The organism is Microbispora sp. NPDC088329, from assembly GCF_040685655.1.
GTDB lineage: Bacteria > Actinomycetota > Actinomycetes > Streptosporangiales > Streptosporangiaceae > Microbispora.
This window is the reverse complement of the sequence record NZ_JBFBIP010000001.1, coordinates 721327-743315: the sequence shown is the minus strand read 5'-3', so window position 1 is coordinate 743315 and position 21989 is coordinate 721327. Positions and strand designations below refer to the sequence as shown.

Below are 21989 nucleotides of genomic sequence, written 5' to 3'. Positions count from 1 at the left end.
CCCGGCCACACCGCCTCACGCGGATGCGCTCTCCTTTGCTTGATCTCTTTACGCGAGTCATGTGATAGTTGACTATCAAGTGGCGACTCGACGGCTCGTGGTGAACGACGATCCGCTCTGGAGGCATCATGACCACTGCCGAACCCCGGACCTTCCCCTTCGGGCAGCTGAACCGGCTGGAGGTGGACCCGCTCTTCTCCCGGTTGCGGCAGGAGGAACCGCTGTGCCGGGTCCGGCTGCCCTACGGTGAACCCGCCTGGCTCGCGACCCGCTACGAAGACGTCAAGGTCGTGCTCGGCGACGCGCGCTTCAGCCGGGCCGCGGCGATCGGCCGCGACGAGCCGCGGATGCGGCCTCACCGGTCCCGCTCCGGGAGCATCCTCAGCTTCGACCCGCCCGAGCACAGCAGGCTGCGCCGACTGGTGTCGAAGGCGTTCACCGTCCGGCGGATCGAGCTCCTGCGGCCACGGGTCCAGGAGATCGCCGACGGTCTCGTCGGCGCGATGCTGGCCAAGGGCGCACCGGCCGACCTCGTCGAGGACTTCGGCCTGCCGCTGCCGATCACGGTCATCTGCGAGTTGCTGGGGGTGCCCGTCGAGGATCGGGTGGACTTCCGCACCTGGTCGGACGCGCTCCTGTCCACCACGCGCTTCACCCCGGAGCAGGTGGCGCACAGCATGGTCCTGCTGCGGGAGTACATGGCCGGGCTCATCGCCGAGCGCCGGCAGACCCCGAAGGACGACCTGCTCAGCGCGCTCGTCGCGGCCCGCGACAACGAGGAGCGGCTGTCGGAGGAGGAGATGCTGTCGCTGGCCGAGGCGCTGCTGGTCGCCGGTCACGAGACCACGGCCACGCAGATCCCGAACTTCGCCTACGTGCTGCTCACCCACCCCGAGCAGCTCGCGGCGCTGCGCGCGGACCTCGACCTGATACCCCGGGCGGTCGAAGAGCTGATGCGCTTCGTCCCGCTCGGGAGCGGCGCCTCCATCGCCCGCTACGCGCTGGAGGACGTCGAGCTGGGCGGCGTCACGGTGCGTGCCGGTGAACCTGTGGTCGTGAGCCTGGTGTCGGCCAACCGCGACGAGTCGGTCTACACGAACCCCGAGGAGCTCGAACTCGACCGGCAGCAGGCCTCGCACGTGGGATTCGGGCACGGGGCGCACCACTGCCTCGGCGCCCCGCTCGCGCGGATGGAGCTGCAGGTCGCCCTGCGTACCCTGCTCACGCGACTGCCGGGGCTCCGCCTCGCGGGCTCCGAGGACGACGTCGTGTGGAAGACGGGGTTGTCCACCCGGGGGCCCGAGCACATGCGTGTGACGTGGGACGGGCCCTGACGGGCGTACCGGGATAACCGGTAGCCGCCTATCGATTGGTTATCCTGCGGCGGTGACCACCGGGACCTCGCGGCGGCTGCGCGCCGACGCCGCACGCAACTCCGGCAGGATTGTGCGCGCGGCCCGGGAGGTCTGGACCGAGCAGGGGCCCGACGCCCCGCTCGAGGACATCGCCCGCCGCGCCGGGGTCGGCATCGCGACGCTCTACCGCCATTTTCCCGACAAGGCGGGCCTGGTCAGGGCGGCACTCGACCAGAGCTTCGCCGAGGACATCGCCCCCGCCATCGAACAGGCGCTCGGCGACGACGATCCACGGCGCGGCCTGGCCGGCGTGCTCGAGGCGGCGATGTCCACGGTGGCCCGCGAACACAACACCCTGGCGGCGGCCAGGAACTCGGGCGCCGTCACCGCGGAGGCCTGCGGCCCGTTCGTCGAGTCGCTGACCCTGCTGGCGCGGCGCGGGCAGCGGGCCGGTCTCATCCGTGCCGACCTCGTCCCCGACGACCTGCTCAGGATCATGGTGATGCTGATGGGCGTGCTGTGGACGATGGATCCCGGCAGCGACGGCTGGCGACGCTACCTCGCGCTCATCCTCGACGCCCTGTCCCCTGACGCGGCCTCTCCGCTGGCGGCCGCGGTGCCGCTCAAGTCACCGCGGACGCGGGGCGGCTGGCCCGTGTGACGAGGTGAGCCCGGCGAGGGCGGCGGCCGAGGGGGCGGACCGGTCCACCGCCGTGGAAACGGGCAGCCGCGAGGTCCGGCCCGGATGCCAATGAAAGTTTCATTCCGGACGGCGCCCGGGGCCGATCGGACTTCTCCCAAATCCTTCTCGCATGAGTGGAATCGAATTCGAGTCGCGGCCGTGTTCGCGCGGTGATGGATGAGGCGTCGTCCAATGAGAAACTTGGGGAGTGGAGACCTCGGTGCCAGGTCGAGCCGAAACCCGGCTACAGGCCAAAATACTTATGCGATTGCGTGACGCCGGACCGCAATCTCGCATTCAGCTGTCGGAACACTTCGAAGTGTCACGTACGACGATCGGGGCGGAACTCGGCCGGCTCGCGGCGCTTCAACTCGTCGAGGAAATCGGACCGGCCGCATCGCGTGGAGGCCGCCGCTCGACCGTCATCGACTTCACCGGGCTGATCCGGTTCGTCGGTATAGCGATCGGCGTGACCTCGGTCTCCACCGCGGTCACGGATGGCCGGCTGAGAGTCCTCGCGTTCGAGCGCACCGAATGCGACGTACGACAGGGCCCCGAGGCCGTGCTCGAACTCGCCGTTGAACAGAGTCGCCGGCTGCTCGCGAAATCGGGAGTGGACACGCCGCTCGGAGTCGGTGTCGGCGTGCCCGGCCCGGTGGACTTCTCCCGCGGTATCTCGGTGTCGCCGCCAATCATGCCGGGATGGGACGGTTATCCGGTCCGCGGTCTCCTCGACCGGCAGTTCGATTGTCCGATCGTATTGGACAACGATGTCAATGTAATGGCCCTGGGTGAACAGCACGCCGGTGCGGCGAGCACCGCGGACAACTTCCTGTTCGTCAAGGTCGGGACGGGCATCGGCTGCGGAATCGTAGCAAAGGGTGAGCTCTATCGCGGCATGGACGGATGCGCGGGGGATATCGGGCATATACCGGTCGCCGACTCCGTGGAAGTCTGCGCCTGCGGCAACACGGGGTGTCTGGAAGCGTCCTTCGGTGGCGACGCGCTGGCTCGCGACGCCCTCGCCGCGGCCCGGTCGGGGCGCTCACCCCTGCTCCGGGAGCTCCTCGACCGCGAGGGCACGCTGACCGCCGCCCACGTCGGCGAGGCGGTCGCCGCCGGCGACCCGGCGTCCGTCCAGATGGTGCGCGACGGCGGACGGCGCGTCGGCGAGGTGCTCGCGGGCCTGGTGTCGTTCTTCAACCCGAGCCTCATCGTGCTGGGGGGTGGGCTCACGCTGCTGGGTCACGTCCTGCTCGCCGAGATCCGCGGCGCGATCTACCGGCGCTCGCTGCCCCTCGCGACCAGGAATCTGCCGATCACGATGAGCGACCTCGGCCCGCAGGCCGGTGTGATCGGTGCGGCCAGGCTGGTGAGCGAGGAGATCTACCGGTCGCCCCGGTGATCGCCGCGCACCCCGGTCTTCCGCCGGCGGCGACACCACGCCACCCCGGATTGCATGATCATGCATTCCCGTGTATATATTCTACTCGTGTCCAAGGTGCTCACTTCTCTGCCTGTCGGCGAGCGTGTCGGGATCGCCTTCTCCGGTGGTCTCGACACTTCGGTAGCGGTCGCGTGGATGCGGGAGAAGGGTGCAGTGCCGTGCACCTACACCGCTGACGTCGGCCAGTACGACGAACCTGACATCGCCTCGGTGCCCGGCCGTGCCACCGCGTACGGCGCGGAGATCGCCCGGCTGGTCGACTGCCGGGCTGCCCTGGTCGAGGAGGGGCTCGCGGCCCTTGCCTGCGGGGCGTTCCACATCAGGTCCGGCGGCCGCCCTTACTTCAACACCACCCCGCTCGGACGGGCCGTCACCGGCACGCTGCTGGTGCGCGCGATGCTCGAGGACGGTGTGCAGATCTGGGGTGACGGCTCCACCTTCAAGGGCAACGACATCGAGCGGTTCTACCGTTACGGCCTGCTCGCCAACCCCTCCCTGCGGATCTACAAGCCGTGGCTGGACGCCGACTTCGTCAACGAGCTCGGCGGCCGCAAGGAGATGTCCGAGTGGCTGCTCGCCCGCGGGCTGCCCTACCGGGACAGTGTGGAGAAGGCGTACTCCACCGACGCGAACATCTGGGGTGCGACGCACGAGGCCAAGTCCCTCGAGCACCTCGACACGGGCATCGAGATCGTCGACCCCATCATGGGCGTGCGCTTCTGGGACCCGGCCGTCGAGATCGCCGCCGAGGACGTCACGATCGGCTTCGAGCAGGGACGACCAGTGACGATCAACGGCAAGGAGTTCCCCTCCGCCGTCGATCTGGTGCTGGAGGCCAACACCATCGGCGGCCGGCATGGCCTGGGCATGTCCGACCAGATCGAGAACCGGATCATCGAGGCCAAGAGCCGGGGCATCTACGAGGCGCCGGGCATGGCGCTGCTGTACGCGGCCTACGAGCGGCTGGTCAACGCGATCCACAACGAGGACACCCTCGCCGCCTATCACAACGAGGGGCGGCGGCTGGGCAGGCTGCTCTACGAAGGCCGCTGGCTGGAGCCGCAGGCGATGATGCTGCGCGAGTCGCTGCAGCGCTGGGTCGGCATGGCGGTGACCGGCCAGGTGACCCTGCGGCTGCGCCGGGGCGAGGACTACTCCGTCCTGGACACCTCCGGACCGGCGTTCAGCTACCACCCCGACAAGCTCTCCATGGAGCGCACCGAAGACTCCGCCTTCGGCCCGGTCGACCGCATCGGGCAGCTGACGATGCGCAACCTCGACATCGCCGACTCCCGCGCGAAGCTGGAGCAGTACGCCAAGCTCGGTCTGGTCGGCAGCCAGCACCCCGCGCTGATCGGTGCTCCGCAGGCGGCCCCGACCGAGCTCATCGGCGCGATGCCCGAGGGCGGCGCCGAGGCGATCGCCTCGCGCGGCGAGGTCTCCACCGAGGAGGAACTGCTCGACCAGGCCGCCATGGAGCTCGGCACCGACTGACGGCCACGACATCGGCCCAGAGGTCGTGTGGGCGCCCGGCACGCCGGGCGCCCACGGCGGCATTTCGCGCGGTGACGCCGGCGCGGGTGGCCGGGACCGTCAGGGCTTCAGGAGCTCGGTGATCCGGACGAACCCGTCGGCGCCGTGGCCCTGGGCGATGACGCGGCGGGCCCAGCCTTCGGCCGCGCGCATCACGCTCGCGTCGATGCCGTGGGCCTCGGAGGTGTGGACGATGTGGGCCATGGACGAGGCCGCCGAGGTGATCGGGTTGCCCTCGCCGGAGAACCGGCCGCTGTCCACTTCGGCCGCCTCCTGCTCGAAGATGGGCGGAAGGATCGCGCCGATGCCCTTGGCGAACGGCGCCAGCTCGCGGGCGGTCACCCCCTCGGCCCGTGCCACCGCCAACGCGTGCGCGTAGCCCGCCATCGCGGTCCAGAAGACGTCGAGCAACGCGATGTCGTAGGCCGCGGCCCGGCCGATCTCCTCGCCGAGATGGGTGTGCGTGCCGCCGAGGGTCTCCAGCACCGGCCGGTGCCGCCGGTAGAGCTCCTGCGGGCCGCTGTGCAGGAACGCCGCGGCCGGGGTGCCGATGGTCGTGGCCGGCGTCATGATCGCGCCGTCGAGGTAGCCGATGCCGTGCTCGGCCGCCCAGGCGGCGGTGCTCCGGGCGCGGCCGGGTGTGTCGGCGGACAGGTTCACGAGCGTGCGTCCCCGCAGCGCGCCGGCGACCGCGTCGCGCCGCAGGACGGCGTCCGCCGCGTCGTAGTTCACCACGCAGATCACGGTCAGCTCGCTCGCGGTGACCGCCGCTTCCGGTGTGGGGGCGCCGGACGCCCCCCGCCCGGTCAACTCCCGATCTCTGCCCGGTGACCGGTTCCAGACCGTGGTGCGGATGCCGGCGCCCAGGAAGGCCCCGGCCAGGGCCTGGCCCATCGGCCCCAGTCCGAGCACGGTGACGGCAGACTGTGGGGCGTGGTGGCTCATGTCTCAACTCCTGCGTGCATGACAGCGATGACGCTGAACGGGGTGGGAAAATGACGCGTAGCCGTGCCGGAGACCCGAACGTCTGCGGGGTCACCGCCGCGATCGCCGTGATCGACGGCAAGTGGAAGACGATCCTGCTCTGGCTTTTGGAAACCGCTCCGCGTCGTCCCGGCGAGCTGGTCCGGCGGCTGCCGGGCCTCACCGAGAAGGTGCTGACTCAGACGCTCCGGGAGATGGAGGCCGACGGGCTGGTGCACCGTGAGGTGCACGACGGCCGCCCCCTGAAGACCGTGTACTCCCTGACCGAGTTCGGCCGTGAGCTGTCCGAGGCGCTGGCGCCGCTGTCCGACTGGGGACATCGCCGCCTGGAGAAGCTTGCTCTGGAGAAGCCGGCCGCCCGGAATCCAGCTTCACGCGCCCGCGGCAGTTCCGACAAGTACCCACAAAAAGGTGGGTAGGCCGCATGACTCGCTCTCCGGCGGGTGACAGTTCTTTGCACAGTGCATGTGTTTCCTTTGCCTGGGTAGCGCGGCGTCGTCCGTGAGATCGACCCCCGGAGGCGGAAGCGCGTGGCACTGCGTATCGAGGACTACGGGCTGCTCGGCGACCTGCACACGGCAGCGCTGGTGGGGCGCGACGGGTCGATCGACTGGCTGTGCCTGCCCCGGTTCGACGCTCCCGCGTGTTTCGCCGCCCTGCTCGGCGACGAGCGAGCGGGGTTCTGGCGTCTCGCCCCCGCGGCCGGCGGGCTCTGCACGCGCCGCCGTTACCGCGGCGACTCCCTCGTCCTGGAGACGGAGTGGGACACCCCCGAGGGATCCGTACGCGTGATCGACGCGATGCCGCCACGCGGTGAGGCGGCCGACGTGGTGCGGGTCGTGGAAGGCGTCAGCGGACGGGTGCCGATGCGGATGGCGCTGCGGCTGCGGTTCGACTACGGGCACATCGTGCCCTGGGTGCGGCACCAGGACGGGCGGCTCGCGGCGGTCGCCGGACCGGACGCCGCCTGGCTGAAGACACCGGTGCCGCTCCGCGGCGAGGACATGACCACCTACGCCGAGTTCGAGGTGACCGCCGGGCAGCGGGTGCCGTTCGTGCTGACCTATCGGCCCTCGCACGAGCGCAGGCCGCGCCCGGTGGACGCGGACAAGGCCCTCGCCGACACCGAGGCGTACTGGACGTCGTGGATGCGCGGCTTCCGATACGAGGGCCGGTGGGAGGAGGCCGTGCGCCGGTCGCTGGTCGTGCTGAAGGCGCTGACCTACGCGCCGACCGGCGGCATCGTCGCCGCGGTCACCACCTCGCTGCCGGAGCGGCCGGGCGGGCCGCGCAACTGGGACTACCGGTTCTGCTGGCTGCGCGACGCGACGTTCACGCTGCAGGCGCTGCTGGGCACCGGCTTCGTCGCCGAGGCGAAGGCCTGGCGGGAGTGGCTGCTGCGGGCCGCGGCCGGAGACCCGGCCGACCTGCAGATCATGTACGGCATCGACGGCACCCGCCGCCTGCCGGAATACACGCTCGACTGGCTGGGCGGCTACGAGGGCTCGGCCCCGGTGCGGGTGGGCAACGCCGCGTCCGGGCAGTTCCAGCTCGACGTGTGGGGCGAGGTCCTCGACGGGCTCCACCTGGCCAGGACGGCCGGCATCCACGCCGCCGAGCCGGCATGGGACCTGCAACGGGCGTTGCTGGACTTCCTGGAGGGCCACTGGGACGACCCGGACAACGGGCTGTGGGAGGTGCGCGGCGACCGCCGCCACTTCGTGCATTCCAAGGTCATGGCGTGGGCGGGCCTGGACCGGGCCGTGCGGGCCGTCGAGCGCTTCGGCCTGGACGGGCCGGTGGACCGGTGGCGCGCCACCCGCGACAAGATCCACGCGGAGGTGTGCGACCGCGGCTACGACCCCCGGCGGGGCACGTTCACCCAGTTCTACGGCTCGCAGGGGCTGGACGCCGCCCTGCTGCTGATCCCCCGGGTGGGGTTCCTGCCATGGGACGACCCGCGGGTGGCCGGTACCGTGGAGGCGGTGCGGCGCGAACTGTGCTCCGACGGGTTCCTGCTGCGTTACCAGCCGCAGGCCGACGGCAACGTCGACGGCCTGCCCGGTGTGGAAGGCGCGTTCGTCACCTGCACGTTCTGGCTCGCCGAAGCGTTGTACGGCATCGGCCGCCGCAGGGAGGCGCATGAGCTGTTCGAGCGGCTGCTGAGCCTGCGCAACGACCTCGGCCTGCTGAGCGAGGAGTACGACCCCGTCGCCGGGCGGCAGCTCGGCAACACCCCCCAGGCGTTCAGCCACGTCGGGCTCGTGAACGCCGCTCGCCACCTGTCCGGCGCCCGGCCGGCCGAGCACGCCGCGCACGGCCACGAGCACGCCGCGCGCGGCCATGAGCACCTTGGAGGTGAGCGCTGATGCGCGCTCTCACGGTCATTCCGCTGCAGAAGGACTCCCTGGCCGTCACCGAGGTCCCCGATCCCGAGCCGGGCGACGGGGACCTGCTCGTCGACGGTCTCGCGGTCGGCGTGTGCGGCACCGACAAGGAGATCGCCGCAGGGGAGTACGGCTGGGCCCCGCCCGGCCACGACCGCCTGGTCATCGGGCACGAATCGCTGGGCAGGGTGCGGCAGGCCCCTTCCGGCAGCGGCTTCGCTCCGGGTGACCTGGTGGTCGGAGTGGTCCGGCGGCCCGACCCGGTGCCGTGCGGCGCCTGCGCGCACGGGCAGTTCGACATGTGCCGCAACGGCCGCTACACCGAGCGCGGCATCAAGGAGCTGGACGGCTACGCCGGCGAGAGCTGGGTGGTCGAGCCCGATTACGCCGTCAGGCTGGACCCCGGGCTGGCCGACGTCGGAATGCTGCTCGAACCCACCAGCGTCGTGGCCAAGGCGTGGGACGAGGTGGAGAAGGTCGGCTCCCGGGCCTGGTTCGCGCCGAAGACCGCGCTGATCACCGGTGCCGGGCCGATCGGCCTGCTCGCCGCGCTGCTCGGCGTGCAGCGCGGGCTTGAGGTGCACGTCCTCGACCGGGTCACCGAGGGCCCCAAGCCGGGTCTGGTGCGCGACCTCGGCGCGGTCTACCACAGCGGCGACGCCGGCGAGGTGGCCGCGAAACTCCGTCCCGACGTGGTCATCGAGGCCACCGGAGCCGGATCGGTGATCTTCGCGGTGGCCTTCGACACGGCTTCGTACGGCATCGTCTGTCTCACCGGCGTCTCTTCGGCGGGGCACCGGATCACGATCGACGCGGGCAGCCTCAACCGCGACATCGTGCTGGAGAACGACGTGCTCATCGGCTCGGTCAACGCCAACCTCACCCACTACGCCGCCGCGGCCGACGCCCTGGCCGAGGCCGATGGCGCGTGGCTGCGCCGGCTGATCACCCGCAGGGTGCCGCTGGAGTCGTTCCGCGACGCCTTCACGGCTGGGCCGGAGGACGTCAAGGTCGTCGTCGAGCTGTGACGGTCCTCCGGCTCACAACAGGAAGACCAGCATGGCGGTGAGGCCGAGGGTCACCGCCACGAAGCCGGCCGTCCTGGGCTGCCGGGCGGCCTCCCTGCGGGAGGAGACCACCAGCAGGACGCCGATGGCGAGCGCCGCCACGAGGTGCAGGCCGTACCACACGGGAATGGGCACCCTGGCCAGGAAGGTCCCGGACAGCAGATCATCGGCGGAGCCGTAGCCGCCGATTGCGGCGACCGCGGCCAGGCCCAGCGCCGCAAGCGCGTACCGGAACCTGCCGAGCAGGGCCCAGACGACGGTCCCCAGGCCGAGCAGGACCGCACAGTGATGGTGCAGTTGCCGCATGAGCAGGCCGCCGCGCACGTCCATGCTGATGTCGAGAATCGAGTGGTAGGCGGCGCTCATCTGGACGCCCCGCAGCGGCTCGTAGCCGCCCGTGTAGGCGACCGTCTCCCCGCTCGGCACGTAGGAGAACGCCAGGACGCCGCCGGTGATCAGGAAGGCCGCGAAAAGATAGACGAGCATCTCCCCCGTCGCCTGCCTCACCCGATTCATGGGCGTATTTCAGCACAGCGCCAGCTTCGAAGTAGGAATTACAAGTAAGTCGGCGTACGGCCCGCGCGGTCGCGGAACAGCCACCAGTTCCACACCTGGGCGAGGAGCACCAGCGGCACCATGACCGCGGCGAAGCCCGTTAGAAGCCGCAGGGTGCCCGCGTCCGCCATCGCCTCCGCCAGCCGCAGGCCGGTGCCGGGGGCGCCGGAGGAGACCAGTACGAAGGGGTGCATACCGGTGCCGAGAGCGACGACGGGCAGGGCGGCCGCGCACGAGGTGGCGGCGAAGGCCCGGCCCGTACGGCCCGCGCGCAGCAGAGCCGCCCCCACGAGGAGCACGACCACCAGGGCCACGCCGGTCAGGAGGGCGGGCCACGGGTTGACGACGGTGTGCCGCGCCGAGGAGAGGAACCCGGCGACGAGGACGGCGGCCGCGCCGACGGCCGCCACGAGCAGGGCGCGCCCGCCGGTCCTCGCCGCCCGCGCGCCCGGCCCGCCGCCGGTTCGCCACGCGAGGAAGGCCGCCCCGTGCGCGAGGAACACGGCGGTGGTCGTGGCGCCGCACAGCAGCACGAAGGGGTGGAGCAGATCGGCCACCCCGAGCGAGAAGACGTTCCGGGCGTCGAGCGGCACCCCCGCGAGGAGGCGGCCGGTCACGAGCCCCCACCCCACGGTGGGCACCAGCCCGCCCAGGAAGATCGGCCCGTCCCAGAAACGGCGCGCCGAGGCGCCCCGGTGGCGGCTGCGCAACTGCACGGCGGCGTTGCCGGCGACGATCCCGGCCAGGATCGCCGCGAACAGGAAGTACATGCCGGACAGCAGCCGCCCTTCCAGGAAGGGGAAGGCGCCGAACAGCACCCCCGCCGCGGCCACCAGCCAGACCTCGTTGCCGAGGAAGAACGGGCCGAAGGCGTTGAGCAGCGTCCGCCGCTCGCGGTCGTCCCGGCCGAGCCAGGGGGCGAGCATCTGCACGCCGTAGTCCAGACCGGCCAGGACGAAGTAACCGGCGAGCAGCAGCCCGAGCAGGGCCGGCCACACGAGTTCGAGAGTCACGGGTTCCTCTTGGCAGGTCGAGCACAGGGCGAGCTACAGGGCGAGCGACAGGTCGGGCTACAGGGCGAGCGACGCGGGGGGCCGCTCCGCGTGCCCGTCCGGAGGCGATCCGCCGAGGTCGGTGTCGGCCGGGCCGCGGCGGGCATACCGGATGATCAGCGCCCAGTCGGTGATCGCCAGCGCGAGGAACACCGAGCCGAACAGGACGAGGGACGTCAGCATCGAGCCGACGGGCGACCGTGCGGCGGCGGTCGTGAGCTCGCCGTACACGGCCCAGGGCTGGCGCCCCACCTCGCGCAGCAGCCATCCGCCGAGCGCGGCGACGAAGGGCAGGGGAACGGCGACGAGCATCAGGTACGCCGCCGGGCGGAACCGGAGGTACCAGTCGCGGTAGAGCAGCACCAGGGCCACGACGATCAGCAGGAGGATCAGGTAGCCGACGTCCTGCATGACGTCGAAGGCGGTCGCGATCCAGGCGGGCGGCCGGTAGTCGCCCGCACCGAACCGCTGGACCAGTTGCGCCTGCACGTCCTCGACTCTCAGGGAGCCGATGTCGTCGACGTGGCCCCGCAGACTCGCCGCCTTCATCGGCTGGGTCTCCACGAGCGTCGGGATCTGCACGAACCCGTAGTAGAGCGCCACGAACGCCGCGGGCGTCGCCACGAACAGGCCGAGGCGCAGCGAGGCGCGGAAGAACTCCCGCTCGGCGGTGCGCTTGAGGAAGTGGTAGGAGCTCATCCCCGCCATGAAGACCCCGCCGGTCATCAGGGCGGCGGTGGCGGCGTGGACCAGCGCGTTGATCGCGTTGGGGTTGGTGAGCATGGCCCCGAAATCGGCGAGCCGGGCCACGCCGTCGCGCACCTCGTGTCCCACCGGATGCTGCAGGAAGCCGTTGGCCACCAGGATCCAGTACGCGGAGGCGTACGCGGTGAGCGTGACCAGCCAGATCAGGGTGACGTGCACCGCCTTCGGCAGCTTCCCCCAGCCGAAGATCCACATGCCGAGGAAGGTCGATTCGGCGAAGAAGGCGACGATCGTCTCGAGCGCGAGGGGAGCGCCGAAGACGTTGCCCGCGTACTCCGACAGCCCGCTCCAGGCGAGTCCGAACTGGAACTCCATGACCAGGCCGGTGACGATGCCCAGCACGTAGTTCACGACGTAGATCTGGCCCCAGAACCGGGTCATGCGCTCCATGAGCGGTGAGCCGTTGAGAGCGTGCCGGGTGTGCGTCACCGCGATCAGCGGGGCGAGGCCGAGGGTGAGCATCACGAACAGCCAGTGGAAACCGGCCGTGGTCGCGAACTGGAGGCGCGCCAGCGTCTCATCGGTCATCGGCGTCCGCCCGTCACCCGCCCGGGAGAGGTCCGGGGTGCGTGGAGCGACAAATCAGCCCTTTCCTCGCAAATTCCGCAGAAGTGGACGGATCATATCTTCACATCCATGTCTCGCGGCAGGTGATCGGGGTCGCCGACCCGATCAGGAGGATGAGCGGGCCGTGTCGGCGGAGCCGAACAGGATGCCGCCGAGCGTCATGGTGAGGTAGCGGGTCAGCTCGCCGGCCGTCATGGCCGCGATCGGTCCGTCGGCCAGGACGTACCGGCTGAACGTGACCCCGATGAGGTGCGCGCCGAGCAGGTCGACCCGCAGCGCGACGTCCGGGCCGGTGAGCACGGTGCGGTAGGTGGCGATGCTCTCCTCGCGCATGGCTCGCAGCAGTGCCTTGGCGGCTTCCTGGTCACCGGCGGCGCTGCGTACGAGGGCGATGAAGGGGTCGGCGCTGTCGGCCGACTCCATGCGGGCGACGTAGGCGTGCGCGACTCGCCCGGCCAATCCCTCGGCGTCTCCCCGGACGCTGTCGGCGAGGTCCCGCGTCCCCGGCACGGCGGCGAGGAAGAGCTGCTCCTTGGACGAGAAGTGCAGCACCACGAGCCCGTGGGTGACCCCGGCCCGCTGCGCGATCTCCCTGATGGTCGCCTTCGCGTACCCGCGCTCGGCGAAGACGGAGCGCGCCGCGGCGAGGATGGCGGCTCGCCGTGCCTCCGGGTCGCGCACCCGCTTCCTCGCGGGCGTGGGCTCCGCCTTCCTCGCGGGCGCGGGCTCCGCCTTCCTCGCGGGCGTGGGTTCCGTGGCGTTGGACTGTGACGCGTCAGACACCATGCCGCTTACTGTACACGTGGACATTAGCGGCGACCCGGGCGTACATTACTGACCAGATGGTCATTAGGACCTCGCAAGCCAGGAGTGATCGCGATGAACCTCGCCCCGCTTTCCCCCGACGACACCACTGTGGTCCTGGTCGACTACGCCGTCGGTTTCGCCAACCTGCTCCGCTCGCACGACCTGCGCGAGCACCTCGCCAACGTCGTCGGCCTCGCCAAGACCGCCACGTTGTACGGCAGCGGCCTCGTGGTGACCAACGGCGAGGCGTCCAAGCCCTCGGGCCCGCTCTATCCGGAACTGCTGGAGGTCGTCGGCGATCGGCCGGTGATCGAGCGCACGACGGCGTTCAACTCCTTCCTCGATCCGGCCTTCGCCGAGGCCGTTCGCGCCACCGGCCGCCGCAGGCTGGTCATCGGCGGCATCGCCACCGACGGCTGCGTGCTGCAGACCGCGCTGGGCGCGTTGCGCGAGGGCTACGAGGCGTACGTCGTGGTGGACGCCACGGCGAGCCTCAGCAGGGAGGCGCACGACGCGGCGGTGCAGCGCATGACGATGTCCGGCGTCGTGCCGGTCACCTGGTGGTCGCTGGCCGCCGAGTTCCAGCTGGAGCCGCGCTTCGCCGACACGCCCTACCGCACCCAGTTGATGAGCGAGTTCCAGCCGGCCATGACGATGGCGGGCCGCACGTTCTTCGCCGGGGTGCACCAGGGGCGGCTCGCACCCGCGACGGCCTGACGCGGGGGCTGAGGCGGGCCGGTTATTCGGGCTCGATGAGGAAGGTCTGCCCGGTCACGGAGGCGCAGGGCCGCTCGATGGCCTCCGCTCCCGGCTCGCCGCCGTCCCCGTTGACGGCGAGACACCGGCCGCTCGACGCCGGGCGGATGCGGTAGCCGTCCCCCGCGGCCGGTTCGAGCCGGAAGCGCTGGCTGGGCCGGGCGCCGGTGCAGTCGTCCCAGGGAGCGAGCATGCCCGCCGCCGGGCCCGTAGCGATCACCGTCAGGCAGCCGACGCCCTTCGCCGGGTCGGGGTGGTCCCATTGCAGATGGAACAGGCCGTCACCCGCGGGGGTGAGGAAGGTCCGTGGCGGGATCGCCGCGGAGCAGGGACGCAGGACGGCGACCTCCTCGGCGTACGAGACGTCCCTGGCACGCCCCGCCGTCAGGCACAGGGCGGGATCGGCGGCCGACCGCACACGGACCCACTCGCGGGCCCGCGCCGGCCCCTCCGCGACGGTCTCGCCCGATCGCGCCGGGCCGGCGGAGACCGGCGAGGGGGGCCGGGAGGCCGCTTCGCCCGTGGAGAGGCGCTCGAACTGCCAGGCTCCGGCCAGGCAGAGCAGGGCCGCGGCCCCGATGCCCACCACCAGTCGCCGGCGGGCCTGAATCTTCCGCCCGGCGACCTCGTTCACGGGAGGAGAGACCGGGACCTCACCGTGGGTTCCGCCAGAGCCGGTGGCGAGGGGCGCGTCCGGCCGGGGAACGGCTCGTCCGGGAGCCGGCGGGACGGACGTGTCACCGAGAGGCGGATTGTCGAGTGGCGGTGCCGCCGGCATCCCGGGGGAGACCACACGCGCGTCGGGCGTCTCACCGGCGACGGCAAGGCGGCGGCGCGTGTCCACCCACTCGGCCACGGTGTCATCGTCCGCCCCGCAGGCCCGGACGAACGCGGCGAGCAGGTCTTCGCGCGGCAGATCCGGGCGATTGAGCGCGCCGGCCAGAGTGGCACGCGGCAGAACGTCGCCCACGGCTTCGGCGCGGCGTTCGAGCTGCCGGTAGCTGCACCCGCTCCACGCCCGGAGTCGCCTCATCGCAGCGACGAACTCGGCGGGCGTGGCAGCGGCCCGCGGCTGCGGCCGGGTGTCGGTCACGCTTTCTCCATCCCGTAGATCGCTGCGCTCCCACGGCAGCCTATGCACGCTCCGGGGTGTCCGAGATCGTCCGGGAGTGTCCGGGACGCCGCAGACGTGTGGACGTGAGCCCGCGTGCCGGGTCACGGTGGCCCTGCACAACGGTCCGTCGGCGCCGGAGCACGCGAGTGCCCGGGGGTGGCGTCGCGGGGGCGGACCGTGACGGCGGACGTGCCGTCCATCGCCGCAACGGTGGGCGGCGCACGCGTTCTCCGCGGCCGACTGGGCGCACGTCCGCCGCCTATCACTCGACATGAGGGAAACGATCCATGGGACGCATAGTTCTGTCTGTTTTCACCACCCTTGACGGCGTCATCGAGAACCCGCACGAGTGGGCCTTCGGGTTCGTCGGCGAGGACTCGATGCGGGCCGGCCTCGACCAGATCCGCGCGGCGAGGGCACTGCTCTTCGGACGGGTCACCTACGAGGGCTTCGCGGCCTCCTGGCCGTCCATGAGCGACGAGGTGGGCTATGCCGACGCGATGAACACCCTGCCGAAGTACGTCGTGTCAACCACGCTGACCGAGGCCGCCTGGAACAACAGCACGATCATCGGCGCGGACGCCGCGGCCCGGATCGAGGCGCTGAAAAAGGAGGTGGACGGCGACATCCTCGTCTTCGGCAGCGCGGCGCTGGTGCGGTGGCTGCTGCGGGAGAACCTCCTCGACGAGATGCGCCTGGCCGTCTACCCCGTCCTCGCCGGGCGCGGCGCCCGCCTGTTCGGCGACGACTCCGGGGACCCCGCCACGCTGCGGCTCGCCGGCACGCAGGCGTTCTCCTCCGGCGTGGTCCTGCTCACCTACGAGCCGACCGGGGAGGGTCTCCCCGACCCGGCCGCCGCGCGCCGGGCGGCCGAGGAGAACGCCAAGGGATGATCGGGGGCCGGCTCGTGACCAGGCTCAGCGGCAGAGCCGGGTCAGGGCGGCGTACAGGGCCAGGGAGAGGGCGGCCCAGGTCAGGGTGGCGAGTGCGAGGGACAGCCACAGCGGCCAGACGGTCGCCGTGAACGCCACGACGACGGCGAAACCGATCAGGCCGAGGGCGCCGAAGGTCGCGCCCCCCACATCCTGGCCGGCCTGGCGATCGCCCTCCTCCTTGGCGACGAGAGTGACGCTCGCCAGCAGGATCGCCGGGAACGCGAGGAAGAGCCCGCCGGCGCGCGGGCCGGCCAGCACGGACACCACACCGGCGAGCGCCGACACTCCGGCGCCGAAGGCGAAGCGCAACGCCCAGTCGCGCCTGGGGGTTCGCCTGAGCTCGCTGAGCCGTAGCCGCACCTTCCGGCCGTCGCCGTAAGCAGGAGGCCGGTTGCCCCCAGAGGACCGCTTGCCCCCGGGAGGCCGCTTGCCCCCGGAAGGCGGGTCGCCGCCGGGGGGCCGGTCCTCGTCACGACGGGCGCTCACGGCAGGCCCGCCACCGGCGGGGAAGGCGGAGCGGTGACCGCCGCGGCCCGCGGGCCGAGCAGGCCCGCCGGCGCCAGCGCGTACCCCACGGCGACGACGGCGCCCCAGACGGTGAGCGCGGCCAGTGCCCCCCACCAGGTGCCCCACCTGCGCAGCAGCGGGACGGCGATCAGGCAGTAGAGGGCGAAACCGACCGCACCGATCTGCATGCCCCGGGCCGAGGCGAGCACGTCGGGGACGCCGGCGACGCAGGCGGTGACGATGAGGCTGGCCAGGGCCACCGAAGGAGCGGCGCAGAACACCCCGGCGAGCCGCTTCGGCGTCAGCATCTCGGCCAGCGCCGCGAAGGCCAGCACGAAGACGCCGCCGGCCAGAGCCTTCAGGACGACCTCCACGATCTGGCCGGTCACCTCGCCCACGCCGCGTCCCCTCCCCGGAGCCGGCACAGGTGATCGGGGGGCGCCGCATGCCGGTTGAACCGCGTTGATTTCCGGCACGGGAACGCCCGAAACCCCCGGCGTGGTCCGCGTACAGAGGCCGTCAATACTCGGCTCAAACCCGTATGGAAGCCGTCAAGAGCGGCCAAATGCCTCCGATCTAGGTCTTTGCTTGTGCTGAGGCCGCCGTAGTCCGGCGGGCGTCATCACAACCGAGGAGCAGGGATGGCGGATGTCGTCTTCGTCGTCCTGACGATCGTGGTGTTCACGATCGTCGGGCTCGTCATCAGGGCGGTGGAGCACCTGTGAGCCTGATCAACGCCGTCGGGCTCGGGGTGGCCGCGGCGCTCCTGGTCTTCATGGTCGCGGCCCTGCTGTTCCCGGAGCGTTTCTGATGAGCGCGGCAGCGACAGGGGTCGTCCTCGTGCTGTCCGTCGTCGCGGTGCTCGCCGTCGTGTACCCGCTGCTGGGCGACTACATGTACCGGGTCTACACCGGCACCCGCCACAGCGCGGCCGAGCGCCTCGTCTACCGCCTGATCGGCGTACGGCCGGACACCGAGCAGCCCTGGGCGGCCTACGCGCGCGCCCTGCTGGCCTTCTCCGCGGTCTCTGTGCTGGTCGTGTACGGCATGCAGCGCCTCCAGGACAAGCTGGTCCTCGGCCTCGGGCGGCCCCCGGTCCCCGCCCATGTCGCGTGGAACACGGCCGTCAGCTTCGTGACGAACACCGACTGGCAGGCGTACCCGGGAGAGACCGTCATGGGCCACCTGGTGCAGATGGCCGCCCTGACGGTGCAGAACTTCGCGTCGGCGGCGGCCGGCATGGCCGTGGCCGTCGCGCTCGTGCGGGGCTTCGCCCGCAGGCAGGCCGACACCGTCGGCAACTTCTGGGTGGACCTCGTGCGCGGCACGTTCCGTGTCCTGCTGCCGATCGCGTTCGTCGCCGCGTTGGTCCTGGTCGCCGGGGGTGTGGTCCAGAGCCTCACGGCGCCGCACGAGGTGACGACACTGACCGGCGGCACCCAGGCGATCACCGGGGGCCCGGTGGCGAGCCAGGAGGCCGTCAAGGAGCTCGGCACCAACGGCGGCGGCTTCTTCAACGCCAACTCCGCCCATCCCTTCGAGAACCCGTCCGGGTGGACGAACTGGCTGGAGATCGTCCTGCTCCTGGCGATCCCGGTCGCGCTGCCGCGCACCTTCGGGCGGATGGTCGGCCAGGTGCGGCAGGGACACGCGATCCTCGCCGTCATGGCGGTGATCGCCCTGGTGAGCGTGCTGCTGACGAACGTATTCGAGGTCTCAGGCGCCGCCGCGGTGCCCCGCGCCGCCGGGGCGGCCCTGGAGGGCAAGGAGGTCCGCATCGGCGTGCCCGGCTCCGCGACGTTCGCCGCCGCCACCACCCTGACCTCGACCGGCGCGGCCGACTCCGCGCACGACTCCTTCACGCCGCTCGGCGGCATGATGACGATGGTCAACATGATGCTGGGCGAGGTCGCGCCCGGCGGCGCGGGTTCCGGCCTGTACGGCATCCTGGTGCTGGCGGTGATCACCGTCTTCGTCGCCGGTCTGATGGTGGGCCGCACGCCGGAGTACCTGGGCAAGAAGATCGGCTCGCGCGAGATCAAGCTGGCCTCGCTCTACTTCCTGGTCACCCCGGCCCTCGTGCTCGCGGGCACGGCCGCGGCGATGGGCAACCGGGCCGGTCCCACCGCCATGCTGAACGGCGGCCCGCACGGGCTGTCGGAGGTCCTCTACGCGTTCACCAGCGCGGCCAACAACAACGGCTCGGCGTTCGCCGGGATCTCGGCGGGCACGTCCTGGTGGTGCGTCGCGCTCGGCCTGTGCATGGCCTTCGGCCGGTTCCTCCCGATCGTCTTCATCCTCGCCCTGGCCGGATCGCTGGCCCGGCAGGCACCGGTGCCGGTCTCCGCCGGGACGCTGCCCACCCACCGCGCGCAGTTCGTCGGGATGGTGGCCGGAGTCACGGTCGTCCTCGTCGCGCTCACGTTCCTGCCGGCCCTGGCGCTCGCGCCGCTCGCGGAAGGACTGTCCTGATGCCGACGTCAACGCGGCGTGGAAGCGGCGGGACCGGCGGAGGTCTGCTCGATCCCCGGCAGATCGTGCGGTCGCTGCCCGGCGCCGTACGCAAGCTGAACCCGGCGACGCTGTGGCGCAACCCGGTCATGTTCGTCGTCGAGATCGGCGCGGTCCTCACCACGGGCCTGGCGATCGCGACCCCTTCGGTGTTCGCCTGGGCGATCACGGTCTGGCTGTGGCTGACCGTGCTGTTCGCCACCCTGGCCGAGGCGGTGGCCGAGGGCCGGGGCAAGGCCCAGGCCGCCACGCTGCGGGCGGCCAAGCGCGACACCGTGGCCCGGCGGCTGCCGGAGCCGCGCGACCCCACGCGATGGGAGGTCGTCGGCGCCCAGGAGCTGCGCCAGGGCGACCACGTGGTCGTCGAGGCCGGGGAGGTCGTCCCGGGCGACGGCGACGTGGTCGAGGGCATCGCCAGTGTGGACGAGTCGGCGATCACGGGTGAGTCGGCGCCGGTGATCCGCGAGTCCGGCGGCGACCGGTCCGCCGTCACCGGCGGCACGAGAGTGCTGTCCGACCGGATCGTCGTACGGATCACGCAGAAACCCGGGGAGAGCTTCATCGACCGGATGATCGCCCTGGTGGAGGGGGCGAACCGGCAGAAGACGCCCAACGAGATCGCGCTGAACATCCTGCTGGCCGCGCTGACGGTGATCTTCCTGGTCGCCACGGTGACCATGCAGCCGCTCGCGATCTACTCCAAGGCGATCAACCCCGGCGTACCGGACACGTCCGCGCTCGGTGCCGACGGGGTGAGCGGGGTGGTGCTCGTGTCGCTGCTGGTCTGCCTGATCCCGACCACGATCGGCGCGTTGCTGTCGGCCATCGGCATCGCCGGCATGGACCGCCTGGTGCAGCGCAACGTGCTGGCGATGAGCGGGCGGGCGGTGGAGGCGGCCGGCGACGTCGGCACGCTGCTGCTCGACAAGACCGGCACGATCACCCTGGGCAACCGGCAGGCGTCGGAGTTCGTCCCGGTCGAGGGCGTCTCCGAACTCGACCTGGCCGAGGCGGCCCAGCTGGCGAGCCTCGCCGACGAGACCCCCGAGGGGCGGTCGGTCGTCGTTCACGCCAAGCAGGCCTACGACCTGCGTGAACGCCGGCCGGGTGAGCTGGCCCGCGCGGAGTGGATCGCCTTCACCGCCCAGACCCGCATGTCGGGGGTGAACGTGGACGGGCGGCAGGTCCGCAAGGGCGCCGCGACCTCGGTGATGAAGTGGGTGCGGGACAACGGCGGCCATCCCACCGGCCACGTCGGGCACCTGGTGGACGGCATCTCCGCCTCCGGCGGCACGCCTCTCGTCGTCGGCGAGGTCAGCGGCGGCAGAGCCAGGGTGCTCGGAGTGATCCACCTCAAGGACGTGGTCAAACAGGGCATGCGGGAGCGGTTCGACGCGATGCGCCGGATGGGCATCCGCACCGTGATGATCACGGGGGACAACCCGATGACCGCCGGGGCCATCGCCCGTGAGGCCGGGGTCGACGACTTCCTGGCCGAGGCGACGCCCGAGGACAAGCTGGCGCTCATCCGCAAGGAGCAGGAGGGCGGGCGGCTGGTCGCGATGACCGGGGACGGCACCAACGACGCACCGGCGCTGGCGCAGGCCGACGTGGGGGTGGCGATGAACACCGGCACGTCGGCGGCCAAGGAGGCCGGGAACATGGTCGACCTCGACTCCAACCCGACCAAGCTCATCGAGATCGTCGAGATCGGCAAGCAGTTGCTGATCACACGTGGGGCGCTGACCACGTTCTCGATCGCCAACGACATCGCGAAGTATTTCGCGATCATCCCGGCCATGTTCGCCGCGGTCTATCCCGGCCTCGACGCGCTCAACGTGATGCGGCTGCACAGCCCGCAGTCGGCCATCCTGTCCGCGGTGATCTTCAACGCGCTGGTCATCGTGGCGCTGATCCCGCTCGCGTTGCGGGGCGTGCGTTACCGCCCCTCCAGCGCGTCGAAGCTGCTCGGCCGCAACCTCTGCCTGTACGGCCTGGGCGGCGTCGTCGCGCCCTTCGTCGGCATCAAGATCATCGACCTGCTGATCCGGTTCCTTCCGGGGATGTCGTGATGAGGGGAAAGGCGGCTGGAAACGTGATGGAACGCCTGCCGAACACGCTCCGCCGGCACCTCGCGGCGGTCCGGGCCGTCGCCGTCTTCACGCTGATCCTGGGCGGCTTCTATCCCCTGCTGGTGACCGGCATCGCCCAGGTCGTCCTCCCCCACCGGGCCGGCGGCTCGATCGTGCGCGCGGACGGCCGTGAGGTGGGCAGCTCTCTGATCGGGCAGCTCTTCACCGACCGGTACGGCCGCCCGGCGCGGGGCTACTTCCAGAGCCGGCCGTCGACGGCCGGCTACGACCCGCTGGCCTCGGGGGCGAGCAACCTCGGCCCTCAGGACGTCGTGGACCGGTTGCCCGACCCCCACGGAACCGGCCGGGCCGCGCGGAAAGGCAGGGTCTCCCTGCTCACCCAGGTGTGCGCGCGATCCAAGGCGGTCGGCGAGGTGGAGGGCGTCAGCGGGGCCAGGCCGTACTGCACGGCGGACGGCGTGGGCGCGGTGCTCAAGGTCTTCCCCGCCGTCGGCACGCCGGCCAGGGTCGTCAGCGTCAACCAGGCGTGCCCGGCCGCGCCGTTCGTCGCCACCTACCGGGGCGTGCAGGTCGAATGCGGCAGACCGGGCGAGGACTATTCGTCAGGGCGCACGGTGCCGGTCCGCGGAAAGGCCCGGGCAGTCGTCCCGCCGGACGCCGTGACGGCGAGCGGCAGCGGGCTCGACCCGCACATCTCCGTCGCGTACGCCGAGCTGCAGGCGCCCCGGGTGGCCGGGGAGCGGAGGATGGACGTGCACCGGGTGCGGGAACTGATCGGGGAGCACAAGACCGGGCGCGCCCTCGGCTTCCTGGGGGAGCCCGCGGTGAACGTGCTGGAGCTCAATCTGGCCCTCGACAGGGAGAGGTGAGCG

Annotated in this window: 21 protein-coding genes; 13 read left to right on the top strand and 8 right to left on the bottom strand. The window is 71.5% G+C overall.

Features of this window, described 5'->3' with window-relative positions:
* Positions 1-128: 128 nt before the first annotated feature.
* The 4 genes from AB0O28_RS03710 to argG all read left to right on the top strand — a co-directional run bounded on the left by AB0O28_RS03710 (position 129) and on the right by argG (position 4978).
* Complete coding sequence (locus AB0O28_RS03710; RefSeq protein WP_363635886.1) at positions 129-1334, top strand: cytochrome P450; 1206 nt, start codon at positions 129-131, stop codon at positions 1332-1334.
* 52 nt (positions 1335-1386) lie between these two features.
* Complete coding sequence (locus tag AB0O28_RS03705) at positions 1387-2016, top strand: TetR family transcriptional regulator (protein WP_363635884.1); 630 nt, start codon at positions 1387-1389, stop codon at positions 2014-2016.
* A 229-nt stretch (positions 2017-2245) separates the two neighbouring features.
* A complete protein-coding gene (locus AB0O28_RS03700; protein WP_363635882.1) occupies positions 2246-3442 on the top strand; it encodes an ROK family transcriptional regulator in 1197 nt (398 codons plus the stop codon).
* Between the two features lie 87 nt (positions 3443-3529).
* Positions 3530-4978 carry an argininosuccinate synthase gene (gene argG, locus AB0O28_RS03695; protein WP_363635880.1) on the top strand — a complete coding sequence of 483 codons (1449 nt, stop codon included), beginning with the start codon at positions 3530-3532 and terminating at the stop codon, positions 4976-4978.
* A 99-nt stretch (positions 4979-5077) separates the two neighbouring features.
* Here the strand turns inward: argG and AB0O28_RS03690 are convergent, their stop codons facing one another.
* Positions 5078-5962 (bottom strand): NAD(P)-binding domain-containing protein, encoded by an 885-nt coding sequence (locus AB0O28_RS03690; protein ID WP_363635878.1) that lies wholly within the window; start codon positions 5960-5962, stop codon positions 5078-5080.
* Between the two features lie 50 nt (positions 5963-6012).
* On the opposite strand from AB0O28_RS03690, the gene AB0O28_RS03685 reads away from it, so the two are divergent.
* The 3 genes from AB0O28_RS03685 to AB0O28_RS03675 all read left to right on the top strand — a co-directional run bounded on the left by AB0O28_RS03685 (position 6013) and on the right by AB0O28_RS03675 (position 9416).
* The gene (locus AB0O28_RS03685; protein WP_363635876.1) at positions 6013-6420 is read left to right on the top strand and encodes a helix-turn-helix domain-containing protein; all 408 of its coding nucleotides are present in this window, start codon (positions 6013-6015) and stop codon (positions 6418-6420) included.
* 111 nt (positions 6421-6531) lie between these two features.
* Positions 6532-8370 carry a glycoside hydrolase family 15 protein gene (locus AB0O28_RS03680; protein ID WP_363635874.1) on the top strand — a complete coding sequence of 613 codons (1839 nt, stop codon included), beginning with the start codon at positions 6532-6534 and terminating at the stop codon, positions 8368-8370.
* Complete coding sequence (locus AB0O28_RS03675; RefSeq protein ID WP_363635871.1) at positions 8370-9416, top strand: glucose 1-dehydrogenase; 1047 nt, start codon at positions 8370-8372, stop codon at positions 9414-9416. Before AB0O28_RS03680 ends, AB0O28_RS03675 begins: the two co-directional genes overlap by 1 nt.
* A gap of 12 nt (positions 9417-9428) precedes the next feature.
* On the opposite strand, the gene AB0O28_RS03670 is transcribed toward AB0O28_RS03675, so the two are convergent.
* The 4 genes from AB0O28_RS03670 to AB0O28_RS03655 form a co-directional block, all read right to left on the bottom strand.
* Positions 9429-9971, bottom strand: coding sequence for a hypothetical protein (locus tag AB0O28_RS03670; RefSeq protein ID WP_363635868.1), 543 nt, complete (start codon positions 9969-9971; stop codon positions 9429-9431).
* A gap of 38 nt (positions 9972-10009) precedes the next feature.
* The gene (cydB, locus tag AB0O28_RS03665; RefSeq protein ID WP_363635866.1) at positions 10010-11023 is read right to left on the bottom strand and encodes a cytochrome d ubiquinol oxidase subunit II; all 1014 of its coding nucleotides are present in this window, start codon (positions 11021-11023) and stop codon (positions 10010-10012) included.
* Positions 11024-11080: 57 nt separating this feature from the next.
* Positions 11081-12355 carry a cytochrome ubiquinol oxidase subunit I gene (locus AB0O28_RS03660; protein ID WP_363635864.1) on the bottom strand — a complete coding sequence of 425 codons (1275 nt, stop codon included), beginning with the start codon at positions 12353-12355 and terminating at the stop codon, positions 11081-11083.
* A gap of 144 nt (positions 12356-12499) precedes the next feature.
* Complete coding sequence (locus AB0O28_RS03655) at positions 12500-13180, bottom strand: TetR family transcriptional regulator (RefSeq protein WP_363635862.1); 681 nt, start codon at positions 13178-13180, stop codon at positions 12500-12502.
* A 93-nt stretch (positions 13181-13273) separates the two neighbouring features.
* On the opposite strand from AB0O28_RS03655, the gene AB0O28_RS03650 reads away from it, so the two are divergent.
* Complete coding sequence (locus AB0O28_RS03650; RefSeq protein ID WP_363635860.1) at positions 13274-13918, top strand: isochorismatase family protein; 645 nt, start codon at positions 13274-13276, stop codon at positions 13916-13918.
* Between the two features lie 22 nt (positions 13919-13940).
* Here the strand turns inward: AB0O28_RS03650 and AB0O28_RS03645 are convergent, their stop codons facing one another.
* Positions 13941-15050 carry an RICIN domain-containing protein gene (locus AB0O28_RS03645; protein WP_363635858.1) on the bottom strand — a complete coding sequence of 370 codons (1110 nt, stop codon included), beginning with the start codon at positions 15048-15050 and terminating at the stop codon, positions 13941-13943.
* 308 nt (positions 15051-15358) lie between these two features.
* Between AB0O28_RS03645 and AB0O28_RS03640 the strand changes: the two genes are divergently transcribed.
* Positions 15359-15964, top strand: coding sequence for a dihydrofolate reductase family protein (locus tag AB0O28_RS03640; RefSeq protein WP_363635856.1), 606 nt, complete (start codon positions 15359-15361; stop codon positions 15962-15964).
* Positions 15965-15988: 24 nt separating this feature from the next.
* On the opposite strand, the gene AB0O28_RS03635 is transcribed toward AB0O28_RS03640, so the two are convergent.
* Together AB0O28_RS03635 and AB0O28_RS03630 are read right to left on the bottom strand one after the other, a co-directional pair.
* A complete protein-coding gene (locus AB0O28_RS03635; protein WP_363635854.1) occupies positions 15989-16492 on the bottom strand; it encodes a DUF3147 family protein in 504 nt (167 codons plus the stop codon).
* Complete coding sequence (locus AB0O28_RS03630; RefSeq protein WP_363635852.1) at positions 16489-16911, bottom strand: DUF3147 family protein; 423 nt, start codon at positions 16909-16911, stop codon at positions 16489-16491. Before AB0O28_RS03630 ends, AB0O28_RS03635 begins: the two co-directional genes overlap by 4 nt.
* 323 nt (positions 16912-17234) lie before the next feature.
* On the opposite strand from AB0O28_RS03630, the gene AB0O28_RS03625 reads away from it, so the two are divergent.
* From AB0O28_RS03625 to AB0O28_RS03610, 4 genes are read left to right on the top strand one after another with little or no spacing between them, the layout of a single operon-like run.
* Positions 17235-17324 (top strand): potassium-transporting ATPase subunit F, encoded by a 90-nt coding sequence (locus AB0O28_RS03625; protein WP_363635850.1) that lies wholly within the window; start codon positions 17235-17237, stop codon positions 17322-17324.
* Positions 17324-18985 (top strand): potassium-transporting ATPase subunit KdpA, encoded by a 1662-nt coding sequence (gene kdpA / locus AB0O28_RS03620; RefSeq protein ID WP_363635848.1) that lies wholly within the window; start codon positions 17324-17326, stop codon positions 18983-18985. The genes AB0O28_RS03625 and kdpA overlap by 1 nt, the downstream gene beginning before the upstream one ends.
* Positions 18985-21096: a potassium-transporting ATPase subunit KdpB gene (kdpB, locus tag AB0O28_RS03615; RefSeq protein WP_363635846.1), complete on the top strand. Its 2112-nt coding sequence runs from the start codon at positions 18985-18987 to the stop codon at positions 21094-21096. The genes kdpA and kdpB overlap by 1 nt, the downstream gene beginning before the upstream one ends.
* 26 nt (positions 21097-21122) lie before the next feature.
* The gene (locus AB0O28_RS03610; RefSeq protein WP_363635844.1) at positions 21123-21986 is read left to right on the top strand and encodes a potassium-transporting ATPase subunit C; all 864 of its coding nucleotides are present in this window, start codon (positions 21123-21125) and stop codon (positions 21984-21986) included.
* Positions 21987-21989 lie beyond the last annotated feature (3 nt).